At 73.3% G+C, this 24,085-nt stretch carries 23 protein-coding genes; 6 read left to right on the top strand and 17 right to left on the bottom strand.

The genetic code is table 11. From position 1 onward, the window contains the following. From tsaE to ABWK99_RS00565, 4 genes are all read right to left on the bottom strand, one after another. A partial coding sequence (gene tsaE, locus ABWK99_RS00550) for a tRNA (adenosine(37)-N6)-threonylcarbamoyltransferase complex ATPase subunit type 1 TsaE (RefSeq protein WP_372592737.1) occupies positions 1 to 335 on the bottom strand: 335 nt, incomplete at its 3' end. After that, entirely contained in the window at positions 332 to 1,516 is a 1,185-nt protein-coding gene (gene alr, locus ABWK99_RS00555) for an alanine racemase (protein ID WP_372592738.1), read from the bottom strand. The genes tsaE and alr, both read right to left, overlap by 4 nt. Positions 1,517 to 1,520: 4 nt before the next feature. After that, positions 1,521 to 2,147, bottom strand: a complete 627-nt coding sequence (locus ABWK99_RS00560; protein WP_372592739.1) for a nucleoside/nucleotide kinase family protein — start codon at positions 2,145 to 2,147, stop codon at positions 1,521 to 1,523. Beyond that, positions 2,144 to 3,679, bottom strand: coding sequence for a bifunctional ADP-dependent NAD(P)H-hydrate dehydratase/NAD(P)H-hydrate epimerase (locus tag ABWK99_RS00565; RefSeq protein ID WP_372592740.1), 1,536 nt, complete (start codon positions 3,677 to 3,679; stop codon positions 2,144 to 2,146). The genes ABWK99_RS00560 and ABWK99_RS00565 overlap by 4 nt, the downstream gene beginning before the upstream one ends. Positions 3,680 to 3,802: 123 nt before the next feature. Here ABWK99_RS00565 and metH point away from each other — a divergent pair, with 123 nt between their 5' ends. Beyond that, positions 3,803 to 7,468: a methionine synthase gene (metH, locus tag ABWK99_RS00570; protein ID WP_372592741.1), complete on the top strand. Its 3,666-nt coding sequence runs from the start codon at positions 3,803 to 3,805 to the stop codon at positions 7,466 to 7,468. A 28-nt stretch (positions 7,469 to 7,496) separates the two neighbouring features. On the opposite strand, the gene ABWK99_RS00575 is transcribed toward metH, so the two are convergent. Beyond that, positions 7,497 to 8,309, bottom strand: coding sequence for a GNAT family N-acetyltransferase (locus ABWK99_RS00575; RefSeq protein WP_372592742.1), 813 nt, complete (start codon positions 8,307 to 8,309; stop codon positions 7,497 to 7,499). Positions 8,310 to 8,371: 62 nt separating this feature from the next. On the opposite strand from ABWK99_RS00575, the gene ABWK99_RS00580 reads away from it, so the two are divergent. Further along, positions 8,372 to 9,355, top strand: coding sequence for an LLM class F420-dependent oxidoreductase (locus ABWK99_RS00580; RefSeq protein ID WP_372592743.1), 984 nt, complete (start codon positions 8,372 to 8,374; stop codon positions 9,353 to 9,355). 275 nt (positions 9,356 to 9,630) lie between these two features. On the opposite strand, the gene ABWK99_RS00585 is transcribed toward ABWK99_RS00580, so the two are convergent. Both ABWK99_RS00585 and glmS read right to left on the bottom strand, forming a co-directional pair. Next, entirely contained in the window at positions 9,631 to 9,987 is a 357-nt protein-coding gene (locus ABWK99_RS00585; RefSeq protein WP_372592744.1) for a holo-ACP synthase, read from the bottom strand. A 145-nt stretch (positions 9,988 to 10,132) separates the two neighbouring features. After that, positions 10,133 to 11,992, bottom strand: a complete 1,860-nt coding sequence (gene glmS, locus ABWK99_RS00590) for a glutamine--fructose-6-phosphate transaminase (isomerizing) (protein WP_372592745.1) — start codon at positions 11,990 to 11,992, stop codon at positions 10,133 to 10,135. Positions 11,993 to 12,098: 106 nt separating this feature from the next. Between glmS and coaA the strand changes: the two genes are divergently transcribed. Beyond that, complete coding sequence (gene coaA, locus ABWK99_RS00595) at positions 12,099 to 13,052, top strand: type I pantothenate kinase (protein WP_372592746.1); 954 nt, start codon at positions 12,099 to 12,101, stop codon at positions 13,050 to 13,052. Here coaA and ABWK99_RS00600 read toward each other — a convergent pair whose 3' ends face one another. The 6 genes from ABWK99_RS00600 to ABWK99_RS00625 all read right to left on the bottom strand — a co-directional run bounded on the left by ABWK99_RS00600 (position 13,053) and on the right by ABWK99_RS00625 (position 18,071). Beyond that, positions 13,053 to 13,718 (bottom strand): DedA family protein, encoded by a 666-nt coding sequence (locus tag ABWK99_RS00600; RefSeq protein ID WP_372592747.1) that lies wholly within the window; start codon positions 13,716 to 13,718, stop codon positions 13,053 to 13,055. Positions 13,719 to 13,830: 112 nt separating this feature from the next. Then, complete coding sequence (locus tag ABWK99_RS00605) at positions 13,831 to 14,562, bottom strand: peptide deformylase (protein ID WP_372592748.1); 732 nt, start codon at positions 14,560 to 14,562, stop codon at positions 13,831 to 13,833. Further along, positions 14,559 to 15,917: a phosphoglucosamine mutase gene (gene glmM, locus ABWK99_RS00610; RefSeq protein ID WP_372592749.1), complete on the bottom strand. Its 1,359-nt coding sequence runs from the start codon at positions 15,915 to 15,917 to the stop codon at positions 14,559 to 14,561. Before glmM ends, ABWK99_RS00605 begins: the two co-directional genes overlap by 4 nt. A 112-nt stretch (positions 15,918 to 16,029) precedes the next feature. Continuing rightward, complete coding sequence (gene rpsI, locus ABWK99_RS00615) at positions 16,030 to 16,509, bottom strand: 30S ribosomal protein S9 (protein WP_372592750.1); 480 nt, start codon at positions 16,507 to 16,509, stop codon at positions 16,030 to 16,032. Positions 16,510 to 16,555: 46 nt separating this feature from the next. After that, on the bottom strand, positions 16,556 to 16,999 hold the full coding sequence (gene rplM / locus ABWK99_RS00620) for a 50S ribosomal protein L13 (RefSeq protein ID WP_372592751.1): 444 nt from the start codon (positions 16,997 to 16,999) through the stop codon (positions 16,556 to 16,558). 175 nt (positions 17,000 to 17,174) lie between these two features. Then, positions 17,175 to 18,071 (bottom strand): LysR family transcriptional regulator ArgP, encoded by an 897-nt coding sequence (locus ABWK99_RS00625; RefSeq protein ID WP_372592752.1) that lies wholly within the window; start codon positions 18,069 to 18,071, stop codon positions 17,175 to 17,177. A gap of 73 nt (positions 18,072 to 18,144) precedes the next feature. Here ABWK99_RS00625 and ABWK99_RS00630 point away from each other — a divergent pair, with 73 nt between their 5' ends. Continuing rightward, on the top strand, positions 18,145 to 18,756 hold the full coding sequence (locus tag ABWK99_RS00630; RefSeq protein WP_372592753.1) for a LysE/ArgO family amino acid transporter: 612 nt from the start codon (positions 18,145 to 18,147) through the stop codon (positions 18,754 to 18,756). A 16-nt stretch (positions 18,757 to 18,772) separates the two neighbouring features. On the opposite strand, the gene ABWK99_RS00635 is transcribed toward ABWK99_RS00630, so the two are convergent. Then, positions 18,773 to 20,464, bottom strand: a complete 1,692-nt coding sequence (locus tag ABWK99_RS00635; protein ID WP_372592754.1) for an ABC-F family ATP-binding cassette domain-containing protein — start codon at positions 20,462 to 20,464, stop codon at positions 18,773 to 18,775. A gap of 99 nt (positions 20,465 to 20,563) precedes the next feature. Between ABWK99_RS00635 and ABWK99_RS00640 the strand changes: the two genes are divergently transcribed. Then, positions 20,564 to 20,968 carry a DUF5709 domain-containing protein gene (locus tag ABWK99_RS00640; protein WP_372592755.1) on the top strand — a complete coding sequence of 135 codons (405 nt, stop codon included), beginning with the start codon at positions 20,564 to 20,566 and terminating at the stop codon, positions 20,966 to 20,968. Here ABWK99_RS00640 and truA read toward each other — a convergent pair. Then, on the bottom strand, positions 20,952 to 21,851 hold the full coding sequence (truA, locus tag ABWK99_RS00645; protein ID WP_372592756.1) for a tRNA pseudouridine(38-40) synthase TruA: 900 nt from the start codon (positions 21,849 to 21,851) through the stop codon (positions 20,952 to 20,954). The two genes, ABWK99_RS00640 and truA, sit on opposite strands and share 17 nt — an antisense overlap. Positions 21,852 to 21,892: 41 nt before the next feature. Between truA and ABWK99_RS00650 the strand changes: the two genes are divergently transcribed. Continuing rightward, on the top strand, positions 21,893 to 22,699 hold the full coding sequence (locus ABWK99_RS00650; RefSeq protein WP_372592757.1) for an ROK family protein: 807 nt from the start codon (positions 21,893 to 21,895) through the stop codon (positions 22,697 to 22,699). 11 nt (positions 22,700 to 22,710) lie between these two features. On the opposite strand, the gene ABWK99_RS00655 is transcribed toward ABWK99_RS00650, so the two are convergent. Together ABWK99_RS00655 and rplQ are read right to left on the bottom strand one after the other, a co-directional pair. Then, positions 22,711 to 23,502, bottom strand: a complete 792-nt coding sequence (locus tag ABWK99_RS00655; protein ID WP_372592758.1) for an alpha/beta fold hydrolase — start codon at positions 23,500 to 23,502, stop codon at positions 22,711 to 22,713. Positions 23,503 to 23,516: 14 nt separating this feature from the next. Continuing rightward, entirely contained in the window at positions 23,517 to 24,047 is a 531-nt protein-coding gene (rplQ, locus tag ABWK99_RS00660) for a 50S ribosomal protein L17 (RefSeq protein ID WP_372592759.1), read from the bottom strand. Positions 24,048 to 24,085 lie beyond the last annotated feature (38 nt).

Below are 24,085 nucleotides of genomic sequence, written 5' to 3' on the forward strand. Positions count from 1 at the left end.
GCGTCCAGGTCGAGGGCGTCCAGCTCCTCGAGCGAGCCGAGGCGGTAGGCGTCCACGTGCACCAGGGGCGGCCCGTCGCCGAGCGAGGGGTGCACGCGAGCGATGATGAACGTGGGCGAGGCCACCTGCCCGCGCACCCCGAGGCCGGAACCCAGCCCCTGAGTGAGGGTCGTCTTGCCCGCACCGAGCGGCCCGGTGAGGACCACGAGGTCCCCCGCGCGCAGGAGTCCGGCGAGCGCGAGGCCGTAGGCACGGGTGGACTCGGCATCCGGGAGCACCACCTGGACGGTCGTCGCTGCGTCGTCGGCAGCCATCGGCTCCTCCGTCTCGTTCATGCGTCCTGCCCTCCCGTGTAGACCCGCGGGACCCGCGCGCCCAGCCGTGTGACGATCTCGTAGGAGATGGTGCCCGCGGACCGCGCCCAGTCCTCGGCCGTCGGCTCCCCGTCCGCCCCGCTGCCGAACAGCAGGACGCGCTCGCCCGCCGTCTCCTTCGCTCCGGGCCCGAGGTCGACGACGACCTGGTCCATGCACACCCGCCCGGCGATGCCGAGGCGCCGCCCGCCGATCTGGACGGGCGCGCCCAGTGTGCCCGAGCCGCCGTCCGGCCGGGCCTGGCCCGGAGTGCCGGACGCATGCCGCGGGACGCCGTCGGAGTAGCCGAGCGGCACGACGCCGAGCACCGTCTCCTGCCCGGTCACGTAGGCGTGCGCGTAGCTGACGCCCTGGCCCGCCGGGACCGACTTGGTCAGGATCAGCTCGGCCTCCAGGCGCATCGCCGGGGTCAGGCCGAACTGCGCGGGCCCGCCGATCTGCGGCACCGGGGACAGGCCGACGACGGCGAGCCCCGGCCGCACCAGGTCGTAGTGCATGGCCGGGTTGGTCAGCGTGGCCGCGGAGTTGGCCAGGTGACGGACCTCGAGCCGGGCGCCGCGTGACTCGACGAGGGCGACGGACTCGGCGAAGACCTCGGCCTGCGCGAGGACGGTCGGGTGGTCCGGGGCGTCGGCGAAGGCCAGGTGCGACCAGATCCCCACCACCGAGACCAGCCCCTCCGCCTCGGCCGCGAGGGCCGCGGACGCCAGCGCGTCGAGGTCGCGCGGCATCGTGCCTCCGCGGCCGAGCCCCGTGTCGACCTTGAGGTGGATCCGGGCCGTGCGGCCGGTCGCGCGCGCGGCGTCCAGCACCTCCGCCAGTGCCCACGGCGCACCGACCGAGAGGTCGATCCCGGCCGTGAGAGCAGCCGCGAGCGGGGCGCCCGGGGCGTAGAGCCAGGTCAGCAGCCGGGCGTCGACCCCGAAGGCGCGCAGGGCGAGAGCCTCGGAGAGCTGGGCGACCCCGAGCCACGTCGCGCCACCCGCGAGCGCCGCGCGGGCCGTCTGCTCCAGACCGTGGCCGTAGCCGTCCGCCTTGACCACGGCCATCACCTCGGCCCGACCGGCCCGCTCCTTCAGGGCACGGACGTTGCCTCGGATCGCCGCGAGGTCGATGACGGCACGGGCGGGGAAGTCGCTCACGCCCTCAGTCTTCCATCGCCGCGACCCGGAGCGTCGCGCGGTCCCGTCCGCGCGCCACGAGCCTGGCGTTCGCCTCGTCCGAGCGCATCACCCATTCCCTCGCAGCCTGGGGAGAGCGCCCGTGCGCCACGTGCCGGGCGATGAGCCGCTCGACGCGTACCGACTCGTCCAGGTCGACGTACCAGCACTCGTCGAGCAGCGGGAGGACGCCGGACCAGACGCCCTCGTCGTGCAGGAGGTAGTTCCCCTCGACGACGACGAGCCTCGCCGTGGGGGGCACAGGCACAGCACCCGCGAGCGCTGCCTCGCTCGCACGCTGGAACAGCGGGGCGTACACGGGCCCGTCGGCCGGCCCCTGCCGACGGATCCGTTCGAGCAGGGCGACGAAGCCTGCGGCGTCGAAGGTGTCCGGCGCTCCCTTGCGCTCGCGTCGCCCCAGACGCTCGAGCTCGGCGTTCGCGAGGTGGAACCCGTCCATCGGCACCAGGACGCTCTCGACCCCGGCAGCCGTGGCGCCGTCGACGATCGCCTGCGCGAGCGTGGACTTGCCCGCCCCCGGCGGCCCGGTGATCCCGAGCAGCACCCGCCCCTGCGCTGCGAGCGTCAGAGCCCGCTCCACGGGCGTGCTCACGACAGGAGCCTCGCGACGACGGCCGGGACGGTGGCCGCGACACCAGAGGCGCGCACCGGGCCTCCCGGGTTCGCCTCGTGCGCCGCGCGGCCGTGCACGAAGGCCGCAGCGGCGGCGAGCCGCGCGACCAGCGAGGCGTCCTGCGCGATCGCGTCCCAGCTCCCGGCGAGCAGCGCACCGAGCACCCCCGCCAGGACGTCACCGGATCCGGCCGTCGCGAGCCACGGAACGGCCTCCGCCTGGCTCCACACCTCCTGCGGCCCGACGACGATCGTCGTGGAGCCCTTGAGCAGGACGGTGGCCCCGGTGCTCCGCTGGGCCTCGGTCGCCCAGCGGAGCGGCTCGGCCTCCACCGCTGCACGGTCCACATCCGCACCACGGGCCTTGAGCAACGTCGCGAGCTCCCCCGCGTGCGGGGTGAGCACCACTCGGGGACCGACCCTCGCGGGCAGGCAACCGAGCGCTCCGGCATCGACGACGGCCGGGAGGTCCCCGAGAGCGGCGAGGACGGCGGCGACACGCTCCTGCTGCTTGTCCCCGGCGACCCCCGGGCCGAGCACCCACGCCTGCACGCGCCCCTCGGCGGCCACGACCTCGGGGTGTGCCGCGACGACCGACTCCGTCGCCCGCCGCGGTCCGAGGTAGCGGATCATCCCGCAGCCGGCGCCGAGCGCGCCGTCGACCGTCAGCACCGCAGCCCCCGGGTACCCGGTGGACCCCGCGACGACGCCGAGCACCCCACGCCGGTACTTGTCGTCGGCCGGGCCCGGCACGGGCCACAGCCCGGCGACGTCCTCCGCCTCCATCCGCAGCACGGCGGGCGCGCCGAGCGCGTCGAGGTGCTCCGCCAGGCCCAGGTCGACGACCTCGACTCGCCCCGCGAGCGCGGTCGCCGGCGGGAGCAGGAGCCCGGCCTTGGCCACCCCGAAGGTCACCGTGCGGTCGGCCGGGAGCACCGGGCCGGGGATCGTCCCGTCGTCGACCCCGATCCCGCTGGGCACGTCCACGGCGATCACCCGCGGCAGGGCCTCGCTCGCCTCGACGGCCGCGAGCAGCCCGGTGAGCAGCTCGACGATGCGCGCAGGGGTGCCGCGCAGGCCGCCCCTCGCCCCGATGCCGAGCAGCCCGTCGAGCACCAGGTCCGCGCCGAAGGCCTCGGCGAGGGCGTCCCCGAGCCAGACCTGCTCGCCAGGGGCCCCCTGGTCGACCGCCAGCACCTGCCCACCCGCGCGGGTCAGCGCGGCGAGCCCGCCCTCGTGCACCGGGCCCGAGGCGATCGCCGTCGCGCGCACCCCGCGTGCGGCGAGCAGCGCCAGGGCGTACAAGGTGTCCCCACCGTTGTTGCCGCCACCGACGAGCCCCACCACGCTCGCCCCTGCCGGCCGCACACCGTCGGCGGTCAGCTCACGGCGCGCGGCCGCAGCCAGCGCCCACGCCGCACGGTGCATCAGACCGCCGGAGAAGCCCCTCTCGAGGGCCAGCAGCGGGAGCTCGGCGGAACGGACGTGGTCAGCGGTACGGGCCTCGCGCATGGACTCCATCCTGGTGGCCGGCGGCCGAGTCGTACACTCGGCGCGATCGCGCGGGCCTGCGGCACCGACGGGTGACCGGCTCCACGAGTGCCGCTGCGCCGCCGATCCCCCCGACCCTGCGAGGTGGACGTGACCGGCCGACCCGGAATCGAGGAGGCTGCGCGCGAGCGCATCCTCGTGCTCGACGGCGCCTGGGGGACGATGTTCCAGTCCGCAGAGCTCGACGAGTCCGACTTCCGATTCGAGGGCGACGACCCCGCGCGGACCTACCAGGGCAACTTCGACCTCCTCCAGCTGACCAGGCCGGAGATCGTCGCGGGGATCCACCGCGCGTACTTCGACGCCGGGGCGGACATCTCCGAGACCAACACCTTCAACGCCAACGCGATCTCGCAGGCCGACTACGGCACCGAGCACCTCGTCGGGCAGATGAACCGGCAGGCGGTCGAGCTCGCTCGCACAGAGGCCGATGCGGCCGAGGCGCGGGACGGCAGACCGCGATGGGTCGCGGGCGCCGTCGGTCCGACCAACCGCACCGCGAGCCTGTCCCCCGACGTCGAGCGGCCCGGCTTCCGCAACATCACCTTCGAGGACCTTGCCACGGCCTACGGCGAGCAGATCACCGCCCTCGTCGAGGCGGGGGTGGACCTGCTCCTGCTGGAGACCGTCTTCGACACGCTCAACGCCAAGGCCGCGCTGTTCGCCTGCGAGGAGGTCTTCGCCGCCACGGGCCACCGCGTCCCGATCATCCTGTCCGGGACGATCACCGACGCGAGCGGCCGCACGCTGTCCGGCCAGACGCCGGAGGCCTTCGCGATCAGCACCGAGCACGCGGATCTGCTCGCGCTCGGCCTGAACTGTGCGCTCGGGCCGGAGCCGCTGCACCCCTACCTGCGCGAGATCGCCGCGAGCACCACGGCTCTCGTCTCGACGCACCCGAACGCCGGCCTGCCCAACGCCTTCGGCGAGTACGACGAGAGCCCCGAGCAGATGGCAGAGGTGCTCGGCCGGTTCGCGCGCGAGGGGCTGCTCAACATCGTCGGCGGCTGCTGCGGCACGACCCCCGACCACATCCGCGCCTTCGCGGCCGCGGTCGAGGGGGTCAGCCCGCGGGTGCCTCCGCCTCCGGCCGACCACCTGCGCCTGGCGGGGCTCGAGCCGCTCGCCCTGAGCGGGGAGATCCCCTTCGTCAACGTCGGCGAGCGCACCAACCTCACCGGCAGCCCGCGCTTCCGCAAGGAGATCCTGGCGGGGACCGACGCCGCGGCGGTCGCGATCGCTGCGCAGCAGGTCGCGGGCGGCGCACAGCTCGTGGACGTCAACGTCGACGACGGCATGCTCGACGGCCCGGAGACGATGGCGCGCTTCCTCAACCTCATCGCCGTCGAGCCGGACATCGCCCGTGTGCCGGTGATGATCGACTCCTCGGACTGGGAGGTGCTCGAGGCAGGGCTGCGCCGGGTCCAGGGCAAGTCCGTGGTCAACTCGCTCTCGCTCAAGGACGGCGAGGAGCGGTTCCTCGAGCGCGCGCGCCGGGTCCGTCGCTACGGGGCGGCCGTCGTCGTCATGGCCTTCGACGAGAACGGCCAGGCCGACACCCTCGATCGCCGCAAGGAGATCTGCGCGCGGGCGTACCGCCTGCTGACCCAGGAAGCGGGCTACGCCCCGCACGACGTGATCTTCGACCCGAACGTGCTGACCGTCGCGACCGGGATGAGCGAGCACGACCGCTACGCGATCGACTTCATCGAGGCCGTCCGCTGGATCAAGACCCACCTGCCCGGAGCGCTGACGAGCGGGGGGATCTCCAACGTCTCGTTCTCCTTCCGCGGCAACAACGCGGTGCGCGAGGCGATGCACGCCGTCTTCCTCACCCACGCCGTTGCCGCGGGGCTCGACATGGGCATCGTCAACGCCGGGATGCTCACCGTCGACGCCGACCTCGACCCCGCCCTCCGCGAGGCCGTCGAGGACGTCGTCCTGGCCCGCCGGCCCGATGCGACCGAGCGACTGATCGCCCTCGCCGAGACCTACAAGGGCGTGACCAAGGAGGCGGCCGCATCGGCGGCCTGGCGCGAGCTGCCCGTGCAGGACCGCCTGCGCCACGCGCTCGTGCACGGACTCGTCGAGCACGTGGCGGCCGACGCGGAGGAGGCCTTCGCGTTGCTCGGCTCACCGCTCGCCGTGATCGAGGGCCCGCTGATGGACGGGATGAACGAGGTCGGTGACCTGTTCGGGGCGGGGAAGATGTTCCTGCCCCAGGTGGTGAAGTCGGCCCGGGTGATGAAGGCGGCTGTCGCCCAGCTCACCCCGCACCTCGAGGCGGAGAAGGCGGCACTGGAGGCGGCCGGCGAGGTCGGTCCGCGCGGCAAGGGCACCGTCGTGATGGCGACGGTCAAGGGCGACGTGCACGACATCGGCAAGAACATCGTCGGGGTGGTGCTGGGCTGCAACGGCTACGTCGTGCACGACCTGGGCGTCATGGTCCCGGCCGAGAAGATCCTCGCGGCGGCCGCAGAGCTCGAGGCCGACGTCATCGGCGTCTCCGGGCTCATCACCCCGTCCCTGCACGAGATGGTCGCGATCGCGACGGAGATGACGCGGCGCGGGCTCACCACCCCGCTGATCGTCGGCGGGGCGACCACGAGCCGCGCGCACACCGCCGTGAAGATCGACCCGGCCTACACCAGCACCGTCGTGCACGTGGTGGACGCGAGCCGGGCCGTCGGCGTCGTCGCGGAGCTGCTCGCCCAGCCCGAGCAGCTCGCCGAACGCGTACGCGCCGACTACGAGATCCTGCGCGGCAGGCACCAGGACCGCGACGAGGAGCTCGTCCCGCTGAGCGAGGCCCGCGAGCGCGCAGCCGTGCTGACGCTTCCCCCGCAGCCCGCGCCCCGCGTCCTGGGCCGGCACCTGGTGAGCCCGAGCATCGCCGAGATCGCCGAGGTGATCGACTGGACCCCGCTGTTCACCAGCTGGGAGCTGCGCGGCTCGTACCCGGGGATCCTCTCCGACCCGCGCCAGGGTGAGCAGGCCCGGCTGCTCTTCGCCGACGCGCGGTCCCTGCTGACCCGGATCGTCGACGAGGGGCTGCTGACGGCCAGGGGTGTCTACGGGCTGTGGCCCGCGCGACCGCTCGGCGACGACATCGAGGTCTGCGAGCCCGTTCCCGGCTCCACGACCCCGATCGCCGTCCTGCACACCCTGCGCCAGCAGCGGCAGCGCACGGGCGCGCTGACGGCACTCGCCGACTTCATCGCCCCGGCCGGGGACCATATCGGCGCGTTCGCCGTCACCATCCACGGCGCCGACGAGCTCGCAGCCGGGTACGAGGCCGCGGGGGACGACTACACGTCGATCCTGGTCAAGGCCGTCGCGGACCGGCTCGCCGAGGCCTTCGCGGAGTGGCTGCACCGCGCCGTCCGGGTCGAGCACTGGGGCTACGCGCCGGACGAGGACCTCGCCGTCCCCGAGCTGATCAAGGAGCGCTACGCGGGGATCCGTCCCGCCCCCGGCTACCCCGCCCAGCCGGAGCACACCGAGAAGGCCACCCTTGCCGTGCTGCTGGGCACCGAGGAGATCGGGATGGCGATGACGGAGTCCTTCGCGATGACGCCGACCTCTGCGGTCTCCGGGCTGTACCTCGCCCACCCGCAGTCGCGGTACTTCGCGCTCGGCCACATCGCCAGGGACCAGGTCGCCGACTACGCGGAGCGCAAGGGGTGGACGATGGCGGAGGCCGAGCGCTGGCTCGCCCCGAACCTGGGGTACGACCCGGCAGAGGCCTGAGCCGCAGCCGCCTCCCACGCGGCGGGGCTCAGAAGCGCAGCACGTACGGCGTCGTCGTCGCGACGGCGTGCAGCCCCAGGCGCACCAGGATCGGCAGGGAGTCGGCCGAGCAGTCCACGCGCACGCTGGGGTAGCCGAGATCGAGGGCGAGCCGCGCGCGCCAGGCCACGCTCGCCCGGTAGAGCCCCCGTCCTCGCCATGCGGCGTCCGTGGTGCCGCCCCACAGACCGCAGAAGCGTGTGCCGGGCGTCGGGCGCAGCATGCTGAAGGACAGGACGGGGCCGGTCGGCGGGGCCGTCGGGTCCCCTGGATCGCCCTGTTCGACGACGACGGCCCGCAACAGCTCCGGCGCTTCGCGCTGCTCCGCCCGCAGCCGGTGGCTGACCCACTCGGCGCCCTCACCCCAGACCGCGCCCATCATCGCCAGCGTCCGGTCCCAGTCCTCGTCGCTCGAGATCTCACGGATCCGCACCCCCGAGGGGAGGTGGACCTCGTGCACCAGGTCGGCGGCACTGCCCAGGACGAGGGACTCGACCTCCTCGGCGACGAATCCAGCGGCCACCAGGCGTTGCCCGAGATCGGCAGGCTCGTCGGTGGAGTACGCCTTCCACTCCACGTCCTGCCGCCGCTCGCCGAAGAAGGCGACCTGCCGGGCGATCCACAGGTCCGGATCCGGCCCGAGGCCGCTCGGCGACTCGATCATCGCCCCGCGCACGGCGGGATCCGCCTCGTAGCTGCGGTGCACGGGTCCGTCACGGTCCACGACGCGGCCCGGCGGGCTGTCGCGGTCCTGGAGCCGAACCTGCTCATGGAACTCCGTCAGCAGCTGCTCGGGACGCATACCGGGAGTCAACAGCACCCGTCTCCTCAGGGCACAGCGGATTCCGCGGCTAGGTTGGAACCATGCGCTTCGGACTCTTCATCCCGCAGGGCTGGCGACTCGACCTCGTCGGCATCGAGCCCTCCCGGCAGTGGGCGACCATGAACGCCCTCGCCCAGCATGCCGACGCAGGCGAGTGGGAGTCGATCTGGGTCTACGACCACTTCCACACGGTCCCCGAGCCGACCACCGAGGCCACCCATGAGGCGTGGACCCTGATGGCGGCCTTCGCGGCGGCCACTTCTCGCGTGCGGCTGGGCCAGATGTGCACCTGCATGGCGTACCGCAACCCGGCGTACCTCGCGAAGGTCGCGGCCACCGTCGACGTGATCTCCGGGGGACGGGTGGAGATGGGCATCGGCGCCGGCTGGTACGAGCACGAGTGGCTCGCCTACGGCTACGGCTTCCCGACGGCCGGCAAGCGGATCGCCGCCCTCGACGAGGGCGTGCAGATCATGAAGCAGGCATGGGAGACCGGCGAGGCGACGCTCGACGGCGAGTACTACCAGGTCAGCGGCGCGCGCGTGTACCCCCAGCCCCTCCAGGACGGGGGCATCCCCTTCTGGATCGCTGGTGGCGGCGAGCGCAAGACGCTGCGCATCGCCGCCCAGTACGCGCAGTACACGAACTTCGCCGGCGCGCCCGAGGACTTCGCCCACAAGTCCTCCGTGCTCGAGGGCCACTGCCACGACCTCGGCCGCGACTTCGGCGCGATCACCCGCTCCGCCAACTACAACGTCGTCATCGGCGCGACCCGGGCCGAGGTGGACGATCGGCTCGCGTGGTTCGAGGACCACGTGGCGCGCGTCGTGCCGGAACGGGCCGCCGACCGCACGGCCGACCTGCGCAACGGCCCGCTGGTCGGCACTCCTGAGGAGATCGTCGCGACGCTCACCGAGCTGAAGGCGCTCGGCATGACCTACGCGATCACCTACTTCGCCGAGGCGGCCTACGACCGCACCGGGATCGAGCTCTTCGAGCGCGAGGTCATCCCGGCGCTGCGCTGACCGTCGGGAACCCACCCCGCGGCACCCAGCGGCACCCGGTGACCCGGCCCCACCTGGCAGCACCCCGCCCTGCCCGGTCACCCGGCCCCACCTGGCAGCACCCCGCCCTCCCCGGTCACCCGGCCGCCCCATGCCCCCACGCCGCCACCGTGAAGGGTTTGCCCCGCCTCCCGGGGCCAACCCTTCACGCTTCACGATCGCCGCCGCTCCCGACCGCACCGACTGCGCCGGCTCCACGGCTCCACGGCTCCACGGGGCCCGGAGGGGTCGGGCGGTCAGACGTCGCGCTCGGCGACGACCATCGCGGAGGCGATCCCGGCATCGTGGGAGATCGAGAGGTGGAAGCGGTCGACCCCGAGCTCGGCGGCGCGGGCCGCGACCGTCCCGGTGATCTCCACCACGGGGGGACCGCCGACGATGCGGTGCACCGTCGCGTCCTGCCAGCTCATCGTGCCCGGTGCGCCGAGCGCCTTGGCGATCGCCTCCTTCGAGGCGAACCTGGCCGCGAGCGAGGACGCCGGCAGGTCACGCTCGACCGGGGTGAAGAGCCTCTCGCGCAGGCCGGGGGCACGTTCGAGGGTCGCCATGAACCGGCTGACGTCGACGACGTCGATCCCGACACCCACGATCATCGACCACTCCCCTGCTGTCCCGTCGGCACCGGACGGTGCCTCCTGTCGCCGACACCGTCCCGCGTGCTGCGCGCCGCGCTCCGATGGGTCGGCGCGGCCCACCGACGCACCGTCCGCGACCCGGGCCGCGGCAGGTGCGCGCGCACTACTCGACCGTGACGGACTTGGCCAGGTTGCGCGGCTGGTCCACGTCCAGCCCCTTCGCCGTCGCGAGCTCCAACGCGAAGAGCTGCAGCGGGACGACGGAGACGAGCGGGGCGAGCAGGGTTGCCGTCTGCGGCACGAAGAAGACCTCGTCCGCGAAGGGGAGCACGTCCTCGTCGCCCTCCTCGGCGATGACGAGCGTGCGAGCACCGCGGGCGCGGATCTCCTGGATGTTCGAGACGACCTTGCTGTGCAGCACGTCGCGTCCCCGCGGGCTCGGCACGATGACGAAGACCGGCTGACCCGGCTCGATGAGCGCGATGGGCCCGTGCTTGAGCTCGCCGGCCGCGAAGCCCTCCGCGTGCAGATAGGCGATCTCCTTGAGCTTGAGCGCCCCCTCCATCGCCACCGGGTACCCGACGTGGCGCCCGAGGAAGATCACCGACGGCGCGTCCTTCATCGCCCGCGCGACGTCGCGCACGTGGTCGGCGCCGTCCAGGACCGTCTGCACCTTGGCCGGGATCTCCCGGAGGTCGTCGAGGAGCTCGGCGATCTCGTCGGGGAACTTCGTGCCGCGCAGCTGGGCCAGGTAGAGGCCCAGGAGGTAGGCGGCGGTGATCTGGGCGAGGAAGGCCTTCGTCGAGGCGACGGCGACCTCGGGCCCGGCGTGCGTGTAGAGGACGGCGTCGGACTCCCGCGGGATCGTCGACCCATGGGTGTTGACGATGGCGAGCACCGTCGCGCCCTGCTCGCGGGCGTGCCGGACGGCCATCAGGGTGTCCATCGTCTCGCCGGACTGCGAGACGGCCACCACGAGGGTCTTGGCGTTGACGACCGGGTCGCGGTACCGGAACTCGTGCGCGAGCTCGACCTCGACCGGGATCCGGCACCAGTGCTCGATCGCGTACTTGGCGACCTGTCCCGCGTACGCGGCGGTCCCGCAGGCGATCACGATGATCTTGTCGACCTGACGCAGCACCGCCTCGTCGACCCGGATCTCGTCGAGCACCAGGTGTCCCGAGAGATCCGTGCGACCGAGCAGCGTGTCGGCGATGGCCTGCGGCTGGTCGTGGATCTCCTTGTCCATGAACGAGGAGAAGCCGCCCTTCTGGGCGGCGGAGGCGTCCCAGTCGACGGTGTAGCGGTGGGGCTCGACCGCGTTGCCGTCGAAGTCGATCACCGAGACCGACTCGGGCGTGAGCGTGACGATCTCGTCCTGCCCGAGCTCCATCGCCTCGCGCGTGTACGCGATGAACGCCGCGACGTCCGAGCCGAGGAAGTTCTCGCCGTCGCCGAGACCGACGACGAGCGGCGAGTCGTGCCGGGTGCCGACGACGACGTCGGGGGCGTCGGCGTGCACCGCGAGCAGCGTGAAGGTCCCCTGCAGGCGGCGCGCCACCTGCTGCATCGCCGAGGTCAGGTCGCCCAGCTCGTCGTAGGCGGCACCGAGCAGGTGCGCGACGACCTCGGTGTCCGTCTCGCTCGCCAGGTGCACCCCGGCCGCCACGAGCTCGGCGCGCAGGACGACGAAGTTCTCGATGATCCCGTTGTGGATGACCGCCACCCGCCCGTCCTCCGAGAGGTGCGGGTGGGCGTTGAGGTCGTTGGGTGCGCCGTGCGTCGCCCACCGGGTGTGGCCGATCCCCGCCGTCGCCAGGGGGAGCGGCGCGTCCTCGAGGAGGCCGGAGAGATTGACGAGCTTTCCCGCCTTCTTGGCGGTCACCAGTCCGTCCCCGGTGACCAGGGCCACCCCCGCCGAGTCGTACCCGCGGTACTCCAGCCGGGCGAGGCCGCCCATGACGACCTCGAGCGGGCGCGCTCCGGCGACCCGCTCCCCCACGTAACCCACGATTCCGCACATGGCCCGGAGTCTAACCGCGCAGCTCTCGACCCGGCCCTCGCCCGCGCAGCACCGCCCCGGGTGGGCGACGGCCACGCCCAGGCCCGTGATCGGGCACACTGGCCCGATGGCAGTTCCGACCCTCGCCTCGACGACGCCGTACGTCGACCTCGACCGCGAGGCGTGGCGCAGGCTGTCCAGGTCGACCCCCCTGCCCCTGACGGACCAGGACGTGCGCAGGCTGCGCGGACTGGGCGACCCGATCGACCTCGCCGAGGTGGACGTCGTCTACCGCCCGCTCTCGCGGCTGCTCGCGCTGTACATCGAGGCGACGCGTGGACTCCACTCCGCCTCCTCCCGCTTCCTCGGCGACGAGACGGTGCGCACCCCCTATGTGATCGGGATCGCCGGGTCGGTCGCCGTCGGGAAGTCGACGACGGCGCGCGTCCTGCGCGAGATGCTCGCCCGCTGGCCGGCGACCCCGCATGTCGAGCTCATCACCACCGACGGGTTCCTCCTGCCGAACGCCGAGCTGGAACGTCGGGGGCTGATGGAGCGCAAGGGCTTCCCGGAGTCCTACGACCGTCGCGCCCTGCTGCGTTTCCTCGCCGCCGTGAAGACGGGGCGGTCGGAGGTCGCCGCACCGGTCTACTCGCACCTGACCTACGACATCGTCCCCGGGGAGCAGGTCGTCGTGCGCCGGCCGGACGTGCTCATCGTCGAGGGCCTCAACGTCCTCCAACCGGCGCGCGCGACGGGCGCGGGAGGCTCGAACCTCGCGGTGAGCGACTTCTTCGACTTCTCGATCTACGTCGACGCGCGGACCCGGGACGTCCGCCAGTGGTACGTCGACCGGTTCCTGAGCCTGCGCGCCACCGCGTTCGCCGATCCGAGCTCCTACTTCCATCGGTACGCATCCCTCGACGACGAGGCCGCCGTCCGGCGGGCGCAGGAGGTCTGGGACACGATCAACGAGCCGAACCTGGTGGCGAACGTCCTGCCCACCCGCGGCCGGGCCACCCTCGTGCTGCGCAAGGGCCCGGATCACGCCGTCGAACGCGTCCGCCTGCGCAAGCTCTGATCAGGCGGTGCCGTCAGGTGCCTGCTGCTCGTCCTGGATCTCCTCAGCGGCGTGGGAGTGGTCGACGGGCTCGATCCCCAGGAAGGTGCGCCCGAACCAGGTCAGGATCGGGTCCAGCACCGCTCCGAGGAGCAGACCTCCCGTGACGCCGACGGCGACAGCGAGGACCGGGCGCCCCTCCAGCACGGTCCCGGCGCTGACCCCGAGCAGCACGGAGTAGCCGGACCAGCTGACGGCGGCGATCGCGGCGAGTGCCGTGAACCGCAGCCGACGCAGGCCGACCGCCCCCGCGGTCATGTTCACCGCCACCCGGCCGACGGGGATGTACCGCGCGGCGATGATGTACACCCCCGCGCGGCGTTCGAGCGCCCGTTCGGCCCAGTCCAGCGCGCGCCGTTGACGCCGTCCCCGCATGAAGCGCCAGGAACGCAGGGGAAGGTGCTGACCGATCGAGTAGGCGATCTGGTCCCCGCTGAAGGCGCCGGCCGCGGCGACGGCACCGATCAGCGCGATGCTCGGGCTCCCGGTGCTCGCCCCGAGCGCGGCGAGCGCGATCACCGCCGACTCGCTCGGCACCGGCGGGAAGAACCCGTCGATGGTGGCGAAGAGGTAGAGCGCCACGAACACCCATGGCGAGCCGGACAGCGCCTCGATCCACTGCTCCACGCCGTCGGTTCCTCTCGCTCCTGCGGCGAGGGCCGCCGCCGTGCCCCCACCGTAGGAGGGATTCCCTGCACCGGGAATGGGGGATGTCCCCGAATCGACCCCGAACCGCGGGTCAGACCTCTTCCGACAGCCCGTCGAGCCGGAAGCCCAGCTCCCTCGCGGCACGCTCCGGCCCGATCTCCCCGGCATGGCGCCACGCCTCACCGGGGGCCAGGAGCGACCGCAGCTCTGCGCCGTCGAGGTAGAGCTCTCCTGCGAGGTGGTCCGTCTCGTGCTGGACGATCCGCGCCGGCCACCCGCTGAGCAGCTCGTCGAGCGGGCTGAGGCGCTCGTCGATCCCGGTCAGGCGCACGGCACGCCAGCGGGAGCGGACGGCCTGCCACCCCGCGACGCTCAGGCAGCCCTCGTAGAACGAGACCCGCTCCGGTCCGACGGGCGTGTACTCGGGGTTGAGCACCACCCGGAAGGGCACGGGCACCCGCTCCCTCGCGACGGCGAGCTCCGGGTCGAGTGCGCCCGGGTCCTCGATCACCGCGAGCGCGAGGCCCACACCGACCTGCGGTGCCGCGAGGCCCACCCCCGGTGCCTCGAGCATGGTGACCCGCATGGCCTCCACGAGCCGGCCGAGGGTGCGCGAGCCGAGCTGACCGCGGTACGGGGCGGCACGTCGACGAAGGACGGGGTCGCCGGCCTGGACGATCGGCAACGGGACGGGGCCCTCGAGCAGCTCGGCCACCCTGTCCCGCAGCACCCGGTCCTCGACCCCCTCCTGGGGGTGATCCGGGCGCCGGTGCACCCCCGGGTCGTCCGGCACGTGCACGTCGTCGCTGTGCCGTCCGGTCACAGCGCCAGCCGCGCGAGCACCACGTCGGCGAGTCGCCGCGCGATCCGATCCGCATGCTCCTGGTCAGCGGCCTCGACCATGACCCGGACCAGCGGCTCGGTGCCCGAGGGGCGCAGCAGCACCCGCCCGGTCTGGCCCAGCTCGGCCTCGGCCTCGGCGACGGCCGCCGCGACGCCCTCGTCGACGGAGGCCCGGCCGCGGTCCACGCCCGGGACGTTGACGAGCACCTGGGGCAGCCGAGGGACCTGTGAGGCGAGGTCCGCGAGCGTGCGACCGGTGGCGGCGACCCGCGCCGCGAGGTGCAGGGCCGTGAGGGTGCCATCCCCCGTCGTCGCGTAGCGCGACATGATCAGGTGCCCCGACTGCTCGCCGCCGAGGGCGTAGCCGCCTGCCCGCATGGCCTCCAGGACGTAGCGGTCGCCGACCCCGGTCTGCACCGTGCGGATACCCGCGGCGTCCATCGCGAGCTGGAGGCCGAGGTTGCTCATGACCGTGGTCACCAGGGTGTCAGAGGACAGGCCGCCCGCCTCCCTGAGCGCGACCGCGAGGATGCCCATGATCTGGTCACCGTCGACGAGGTTGCCGTCGGCGTCGACGGCGAGGCAGCGGTCCGCGTCGCCGTCGAACGCCACCCCGAGATGGGCCCCTGCTGCGCCGACGGTGGCCTGGAGCTGGCCGGGGTGGGTGCTCCCGCTCTTCTCGTTGATGTTGCGACCGTCGGGCGAGGCGTTGATGACGACGACGTCCGCCCCAGCCGCGCGCAACGCCGCCGGCCCCACCTCGCTCGCTGCCCCGTTCGCGCAGTCGACGACGATCCGCAGGCCCTCGAGCGGAGCAGGCTCGTCGCCGAGGCTCGCCACGAGGTGCTCGACGTACAGGTCGGCGCTGGTTCCCGGGTCGACGGAGATCCGGCCGACGGCCGCGCCGATCGGCCGCTCCCACGGCTCGCCCATCCGCCGCTCGATGGCGTCCTCGAGGTCGTCCGCGAGCTTGTGCCCGCCCTTGGCGAAGAACTTGATCCCGTTGTCGGGCATCGGGTTGTGCGAGGCGGAGAGCATCACGCCGAGATCGACGTCCAGCGCCGCCGTGAGGAACGCGACTCCGGGGGTGGGCAGGATGCCGACGTGGGTGACGTCGACCCCCGCGCTGGCCAGGCCCGCGGCGACCGCTGCGGAGAGGAACTCGCCAGAGGCACGGGGGTCACGGCCCACGACGGCCCGCGGTCGGTGACCCTCGAAGACGCCGGAGGTGCCCAGCACGTGCGCTGCGGCGACCGAGACGTCGAGGGCGAGCTCCGCCGTCACGTCGCGGTTGGCCAGGCCCCGCACTCCGTCGGTACCGAACAACCTGGGCATCGTGCCTCCTGAGGGAAGAGCTGCATCAGTCACCCTGGCACAGGCATCGCGCAGCGGGTGCGGGAACGACGACGGCCCCGATGGAATCCATCGGGGCCGTCGTGAGGCTGGATCAGCGCTTGGAGTACTGAGGCGCCTTGCGGGCCTTCTTGAGACCGGCCTTCTTGCGCTCGACCGCACGCGGGTCACGCGTGAGGAAGCCGGCCTTCTTGAGCGCCGGGCGGTTGTGCTCGGCGTCGATCTCGTTCAGGGCGCGGGCGATGCCGAGGCGGAGGGCGCCGGCCTGACCGGTGACGCCACCGCCGTTGATGCGCGCGATGACGTCGAAGCGACCCTCGACGTCCACGAGCGCCAGCGGGCTGTTCACCAGCTGCTGGTGCACCTTGTTGGGGAAGTAGTCCTCGAGCGTGCGCCCGTTGATCTTCCACGTGCCGGTGCCGGGGACGAGACGCACGCGCGCCACGGCCTCCTTGCGGCGGCCGAGCGCCTGGCCCGGAGCCGTGAGGCTCTGGCCACGCCCGGTGGGGGCGCTGGTCTCGGAGGTGTAGTTCGTGGGCGTCTCGCCCTCGAAGTCGTCGGTGGTCTCGGCCACTGGTGGTGTCCTCGCGTCCTGGTGGGTGATCGTCAGCAGGCGGGGCCTACTGCGCGACCTGGGTGATCTCGAAGGGCTTCGGCTGCTGCGCCGAGTGCGGGTGCTCGGAGCCGACGTAGACCTTGAGCTTGCCCATCTGCGTGCGGGCCAGCGAGGTCTTGGGGAGCATGCCGCGGACGGCCTTCTCCACCGCGCGCTCCGGGTGCGTGGCGAGCAGGTCCGAGTAGGCCACCGCCCGCAGACCGCCCGGGTAGCCCGAGTGGCGGTAGGCGAGCTTCTGCTCGCGCTTGTTGCCGGTCAGGGCGACCTTCTCGGCGTTGATGACGATGACGAAGTCACCGCCGTCGACATGCGGGGCGAACGTCGCCTTGTGCTTTCCACGCAGGAGCGTGGCGATCTGGGTGGCCAGACGGCCGAGGACAACGTCGGTCGCGTCGATGACGTGCCAGGTCCGCTCGACGTCGCCGGGCTTCGGGGTGTACGTGCGCACGGTCGTAGCCTTCGTCTCTATCGCTGATGAGGTGCATCGGAACCCGGGCGCCGCCGGACGCGAGGTCCGGTGGCGATGAGCGCCGATGAGGTCGGGCGCCGGCGTCTCCCACGGCCTGACGGCTCGACGGGGACGCACAACGACATGCCAGAGTACCTTCCCGGCGGCGAGAGGGTCAAAACGAGGAGCGCAGCGCCCGGGCGGCAGCCCGACGCACCGCGTCGGTGAGGTGGTTCAGCACCGGCGAGTCGAGGCGCCAGTGCTGCCAGACGAGGGGCACGTCCACGGTGCTGCCGGGGCTGAGCTCGACCAGGTCGCCACGCGCGACCAGCGGAGCCGCCGCAGCGGAGGGCACCATCCCCCAGCCGAGCCCCGCACCGATGGCCGCGGTGAAGGCCCGCTGCGCGGGGACGTGGTGGACGGGAGCCGCGTCCTGGGCACCGTGCTGCTCGGCGAAGCGCCGCTGGAGCGCGTCGTGCGGGTCGTAGGCGACCTGCGGCGCCTGCGCGAGCGACGAGGCGTCGACCCCTCGGGGGAACCACCGGGAACGGAAGTCGGGCGCTGCGACGGCGAGGTACGGCATCGCCCCGAGCGGGACGGACCGGCAGCCCTGCACCGGGCTCGGGTCGGCGGTCACGGCGGCCATCGCCGTCCCGTCGCGCAGGAGATCGGCGCTGCGGTCCTGGTCGGCGGTGCGCACGTCGAGGACGATCCCGTCGGGGAGGTCGAGCAGCACGGGGGCGAACCACGAGTCGAGGGAGTCCGCGTTGACCGCGAGGGTGACCGTGAACGGTCCGGTGCGACCCCTGTCGTCCTCGGTCCCGAGCAGGGTCGCCACCTCATGCTCCAGGAGGGCGATCTGGCCCGCGAGACGCACCAGCACCGTCCCGGCACGCGTCGCCCCACCGGGTCGTGCGCGACGGACGAGCACCTGCCCGGCGCGGGCCTCCAGTGCCCTGATGCGCTGGCTCACGGCGGAGGGAGTCAGGTGGAGCCGTCGCGCCGCTCCCTCGAAGCTGCCCTCCTCGACGACAGCAGCCAGGGCGGCGAGCTGAGCCCTGTCCCACTCCATGTGAAGAGATTCTCATGGTTCCCCAGAAAGGTGAACTGGTCTTCCGGGCCGCACCCCCCCTAGCGTCCGTCCCATGAGCTCCATCGACGGCGCGGCAGCACTCACGGGTCTGCTCACCGGCCTGTCCCTGATCGTCGCCATCGGCGCGCAGAACGCCTTCGTGCTCCGTCAGGGCATCCGCCGCGAGCACGTGCTGGCGGTGGTCGCTGTCTGCGCGCTGTCCGACGCCCTGCTCATCGCTGCGGGGGCGGCCGGCCTCGGCACGCTCGTCAGCGGGTCGACGACCGCCCTCCAGGCCGTGCGCGTCCTCGGCGCCGGCTTCCTCCTGCTCCTGGCGGCAGCGGCCGTCCGGCGGGCCCGACGGCCGGAGCGCCTCGACCCCGCTGCCGACTCCCCCGCCCGGCTCGGGGCGATCCTGCTCACCACCCTCGGCCTGACGTTCCTCAACCCGCACGTCTACCTGGACACCGTCGTCCTGCTGGGGAGCCTGTCCGCCCATCACGGCCCCGACGGGCGGTGGTCGTTCGCCGGGGGTGCGATCCTCGGGAGCCTGCTGTGGTTCACCGCCCTGGGCTACGGCGCGAGGCGGCTCGCGCCGGTCTTCGCCCGCCCCCGCGCCTGGCAGGTGCTCGACCTCCTGGTGGCTGCGGTGATGGTGGCGATCGCCGTGTCCCTGCTCCGCTGAGCACCGCAGGGCGGGCTCAGCGGGCGCGGTCCACCCTGGCGACGTCCCAGACGGGCTCCGGCGTCTCGACGACCGCGCCGTCGCCGCCGAACAGCAGGAAGCGGTCGAAGCCGCGCGCGAACCACCGGTCGTGGGTGACGGCCATCACCGTCCCCTCGAAGGCGGCCAGTCCGCGCTCCAGCGCCTCCGCCGAGTGCAGGTCGAGGTTGTCGGTCGGCTCGTCGAGCAGCAGCAGGGTCGCCCCGCCGAGCTCCAGCAGGAGGATCTGCATCCGCGCCTGCTGCCCTCCGGAGAGCGTGCCGTACCTCTGCTCGGCCGCGGCGACGAGCTCGTAGCGGTCGAGGGCCTTGCTCGCCTGCTCCCGGCCCATACCCTCCCTGCTCCCCTCCCCGCGGTGCAGGATCTCCAGCAGGGTGCGATCGGCGAGCTCGGGGTGGGTGTCGTTCTGCGCGAACCACCCGGGCCGCACCCGGGAGCCGAGGACGACCCGCCCCGAGTGCCGCACGGGCTCAGGGGCCGAGGTGCCGTCCTCGGTCACCGGAGCATGCTCACGGTCGGGGTCGCTCCCGCCTGCAGCGAGCAGCCGCAGGAAGTGCGACTTCCCGGACCCGTTCGACCCGAGGACGGCCACCCGCTCGCCGAACCACACCTCGAGGTCGAAGGGCCGCATCAGGCCGGTGAGCTCGAGGTTCTCGGCCACGACCGCCCGCTTGGCGGTCCGGCCCCCCACCAGCCGCACGCGCACGTCCTGGTCCCGCGCCATCTCCGGCGGCGGACCTGCCTCCTCGAACTTGCGCAGCCTCGTCTGCGCTGCCTGGTACCGCGAGGCGAGCCCGTCGTTGAAGGCCGACTTCGTCTTCAGGGTCAGGACGAGCTCGCGCAGCTGGGCGCGCTCCTCCTCCCATCGGCGGGTCAGCTCGGCGAGGCGGGACCGACGGTCCGCCCTGGCCTGGCCGAAGGTCGAGAAGCCCTCGCCGTGCACCCACAGGGTCGACCCGGTCACCTGGGGCTCCAGGCTCGCGACCTTGGTCGCGGTGCGGGAGAGCAGCTCGCGGTCGTGGCTGACGAACAGCACCGTCTTGGGCGAGGCGGCCAGCTGCTCCTCGAGCCAGCGCTTGGTCGGCACGTCGAGGTAGTTGTCGGGCTCGTCGAGCAGCAGGACCTCGTCCGGCCCGCGAAGCAGGGCCTCGAGCACGAGGCGCTTCTGCTCTCCTCCGGACAGGGTCCGCACCTCGCGGTCCTGGGCGCGGTCGAAGGGGATCGAGAGCACCGCATCCGTGACCCGGTCCCAGCCCACCTCCGCGTCGTAGCCGCCGACGTCCGCCCAGTCCGCCAGCGCCTGGGCGTAGCGCATCTGCGCGGGCTCGTCGTCGACCGTCATGATCTGGAGCTCCGCGGCCGCGAGCTCCACCGCCGCAGCGGCGACCGGTGCCGAGGCGAGCGAGGCGAGCAGGTCCCGCACGGAGCGGTCGTCGTGGATCCGGCCGACCATCTGACGCATCACGCCGAGCCCTCCGCTCCGGGTGACCTTCCCGCTGTGCGGGGCCTCGTCCCCTGCGACGATCCGCAGCAGCGTCGTCTTCCCTGCGCCGTTCGGACCGACCAGCGCGATCTTGGCGCCGTCACCGACCCTCAGGTCGATCCCGGCCAGGAGCGGCCTTCCGTCGGGGAGCACGTACCCCACGTCGCTGATGTCCAGGTGTCCCACGCGGGCGATTCTCCCCCGACCGATGCGCCCAGGTCGACGTCAATGCCACCGCCGGCCCACCGGGGTGCGCGATCGGCCATTCGGTGCCAGCGTGGCCCCATGAGCCAGACACCCGGAACCACCCCGGACCCGGAGACCGGCGCCGAGGGCGACACCGACCAGCTGGACCCTGCCGACACCCTGATCGACGGGGGCCCTGACGACCCCTTGGACCAGGGCTGGAGCCCCCGCGAGCGCCCAGGGCGCCACCGGCTGGAGACCGAGCGCGAGCAGTACGCGGGCGACAGCATCGACGATCGGGTCGATCAGGAGGAGCCGGAGGTCTGGGACACCGAGCAGGTCGGAGCCGGGGGGCGCGAGCCCGACCGGGCCGGGCGCCTCAGCGCGGGCGTCACCGATCCGACCGGCCGCGGCGCCGCGAGCGTGTACGCGACGGACGAGGGCATCTCCGGCGGCGGGGCGAGCGCCGAGGAGGCCGCCGTCCACGTCATCGAGGAGGACTGACCTCGGGGTCGGCCGGCGCGGCACGGTCCACCTCACCGGCGCTGCGCCGGGCCCGCGTCGCCAGCGCACGCGCCTCGAGCTCGGCATCTGGCGGGTAGTCCACACGCTCGAGCGTGAGCCCGTGCGCCGGCGCCACGACGCTCCGTCGCTCCGCACCCGCGAGGAGCTCGCCCGGCCACTCGACGGGTCGTCGCCCCTCCCCCACGCCGAGAAGCGCGCCGACCAGGGACCGCACCATGCTGTGGCAGAACGCGTCGGCCTGGACGGTCACGGTCACGAGCCCCGCGTCCGGTCCGGCACCCGGCCGATCCACGCTCAGCTCCTCGAGGGTGCGGATCGTCGTCGCGCCGGCACGCGGCTTGCAGAACGCCGCGAAGTCGCGTCGGCCGAGCAGTGCCCCGGCGGCGCGATCCATCGCCTCCGCGTCCAGGGCGACGGGATGCCGGACGACCATCGCCCGACGCAGCGGGTCCACGAGCATCGGGTCGTCGACGAGCCGGTACACGTAGCGGCGCCGCAGGGCGCCGAACCGGGCGTCGAAGCCCACCGGCGCCGGTTCCGCACGACGCACGACGACGTCCCGAGGGAGCACCCCCGCGAGGCGGCGGACGAGAGCGGGGCCCGAGCCGTCCATCCGCCCGCGCACCGCCTCCCAGACGCCCGGCTCGAGGTCGACATGCGCGACCTGTCCGCGGGCGTGCACCCCGGCATCTGTCCGGCCGGCGACCGTCAGCCGCGGGTCGGGGCAGCGCAGCACCGTCCCGAGCGCCGACTCGAGCGTGCCCTGGACGGTCCGCAGGCCCGGCTGGGTGGCCCAGCCTGCGAAGTCGGTCCCGTCGTACGCGAGATCCAGGCGGATCCGGAGGGCAGCGGCGTCGTCCACCCGGGCACGGTATCGCGGCCCGCCTCGCTACCCTGTCGCAGGTGACCGCCTCCTCACCTGCGCGCCCCGCCGAGGGCCTGACTCTCGCCGTGGACTGCGGGGGCGGCGGCATCAAGGCCTCGGTGCTCGACGCGGCGGGCACGATGCACGCACCGGCGATCCGGGTGCCCACGCCCTACCCCTTGCCGCCCGAGCGGCTCGTCGAGACGGTCGTGCAGATCGCCGAGGGCCTGCCGCGGGCCGTCCGCGCGACCGTCGGCATGCCCGGGATGATCCGGCACGGCGTCGTCATCGCGACCCCGCACTACGTGACCCGCAGCGGTCCGCGCTCGCCGGTGGACCCGGAGCTCGTGCTCGCCTGGGCGGGGACGGACATGGCCTCGACCCTCTCCGCAGCGCTCGGCTACCCCACGCTGGTGCTCAACGACGCCGAGGTGCACGGAGCCGGTGTCGTCTCCGGCAGCGGACTCGAGCTCGTCCTGACCCTGGGCACCGGGCTCGGCTCGGCGCTGTTCGACGGCGGGCTGCTCGCACCGCACCTGGAGCTCTCCCACGCCCCCGTGCGCAAGTCGACGACCTACGACGCCTACCTCGGCGAGCACCAGCGGCTGCTCCTCGGGGACGCGGCATGGTCGCGGCGGGTGCGACGGGCCGTCGACGGGCTGCGACCGGTCGTGCACTGGGACCGGCTGTACATCGGCGGCGGGAACTCCCGCCGGATCCGCCCGGCCGTCCTCGAGGCGCTCGGCGACGACGTCGTCATCGTGCCGAACTCCGCAGGGATCGTCGGCGGAGTGCGCGCCTGGGAGCTCACCACCGCGAGCCGGGAGGTCGACGGGGACCGCTGAGCCGGTCGGCGTCACGCCTCAGCGGCAGCCGCCCGATCGCACTCGTCGAGGACCTCGAGGAGTACCCGCGTGAACGCGACCGGCCGCACGAGGCTCACCAGGTGGCTCGCGCCGGGGACCACGACCAACCGGGCCGAGGCCGCGCCCGTGGCGGCACGCAGGAACTGCCGCTCCTGCCGACGGAAGTGATCCCACCGCCCGTTGACGAGCCAGAGCGGGCAGGTGACCGCCGGCAGCTCACGCAGCGGCCGGAGCCGGCCGATCTCCTCGATCAGGTCACCCATGACGTCGAGGGCGAATCCGCCCTCCGCGACGTCTGCCGCGCCCTGCTCCGGGAGCAGGAGACGCACCAGGGTCCGGTTGAGCCAGGCGCCACGATCCGGTGAGCGTTCGATCACCCGGACGGCCTGGCGCCATCCCCAGGTCAACGGCCCACCGGGGCTCGTGCTGCAGCCCGCGGCGACCACGCCCACGACCCGCGAGGGCTCCCGCGCGGCGACGGTCAGCGCAAGGTACCCACCGAGGGACAGCCCCACGACCACTGCGCGTCCCCCGACGCTGTCGATCGCCGCGCGCACGGTGTCGAGGCCGGCGTCCAGGGTGAAGGGCTCTCCGCGCCGGGACCCGTGCCCGGGCAGGTCCGGTGCGACGACCCGGCGACCGCCGCGGAGCGCGCGGACCTGGGCCCGCCACATCGTCGAGGAGGTCCGTGCCCCGTGCAGCAGGACGACCGGGACCCCGGTACCCGACCCCCCGGACGGCAGCGAGCCCGGACCACCGTGGTGGTCCGGGCTCGCTGACATCGGCACGGGGCTGCTCAGGCCTTGTCGGCCTCTGCGGACTCCTCGACCTCGGTGCTCTCCACCGCGGTCTCCTCGGCGACGGTCTCCTCGACGGGAGCCTCCTCGACCGGGGCTACGTCCTTCGTGGGGGCTGCCGCACGCTTGGTGGCCTTCTCGGCCTCGCGCACGGTCGCCTGCTTCGGGCTCACGGGCTCCATGACGAGCTCGATGACGGCCATGGGCGCGTTGTCACCCTTGCGGGGACCGATCTTGGTGATCCGCGTGTAGCCACCCTGACGCTCGGCCATGGCCGGGGCGATCTCGGTGAACAGGGCGTGCACGACGCCCTTGTCCCGGACGACCGTCAGCACGCGGCGGCGTGCGTGCAGGTCGCCGCGCTTGGCGAACGTGATCATGCGCTCGGCCAGCGGACGAAGGCGCTTGGCCTTCGTCTCGGTGGTCGTGATGCGGCGGTGCTCGAACAGGCTCGTCGCGAGGTTCGCGAGGATGCGCCGCTCGTGGGCCGGTCCACCGCCGAGCCGCGGACCCTTGGTGGGCGTAGGCATGTCGTACTCCTCAGTTCTCGAAGATCAGGGCCGGCCGG

The organism is Actinotalea sp. (assembly GCF_041597215.1).
Classification (GTDB): Bacteria; Actinomycetota; Actinomycetes; order Actinomycetales; family Cellulomonadaceae; genus Actinotalea.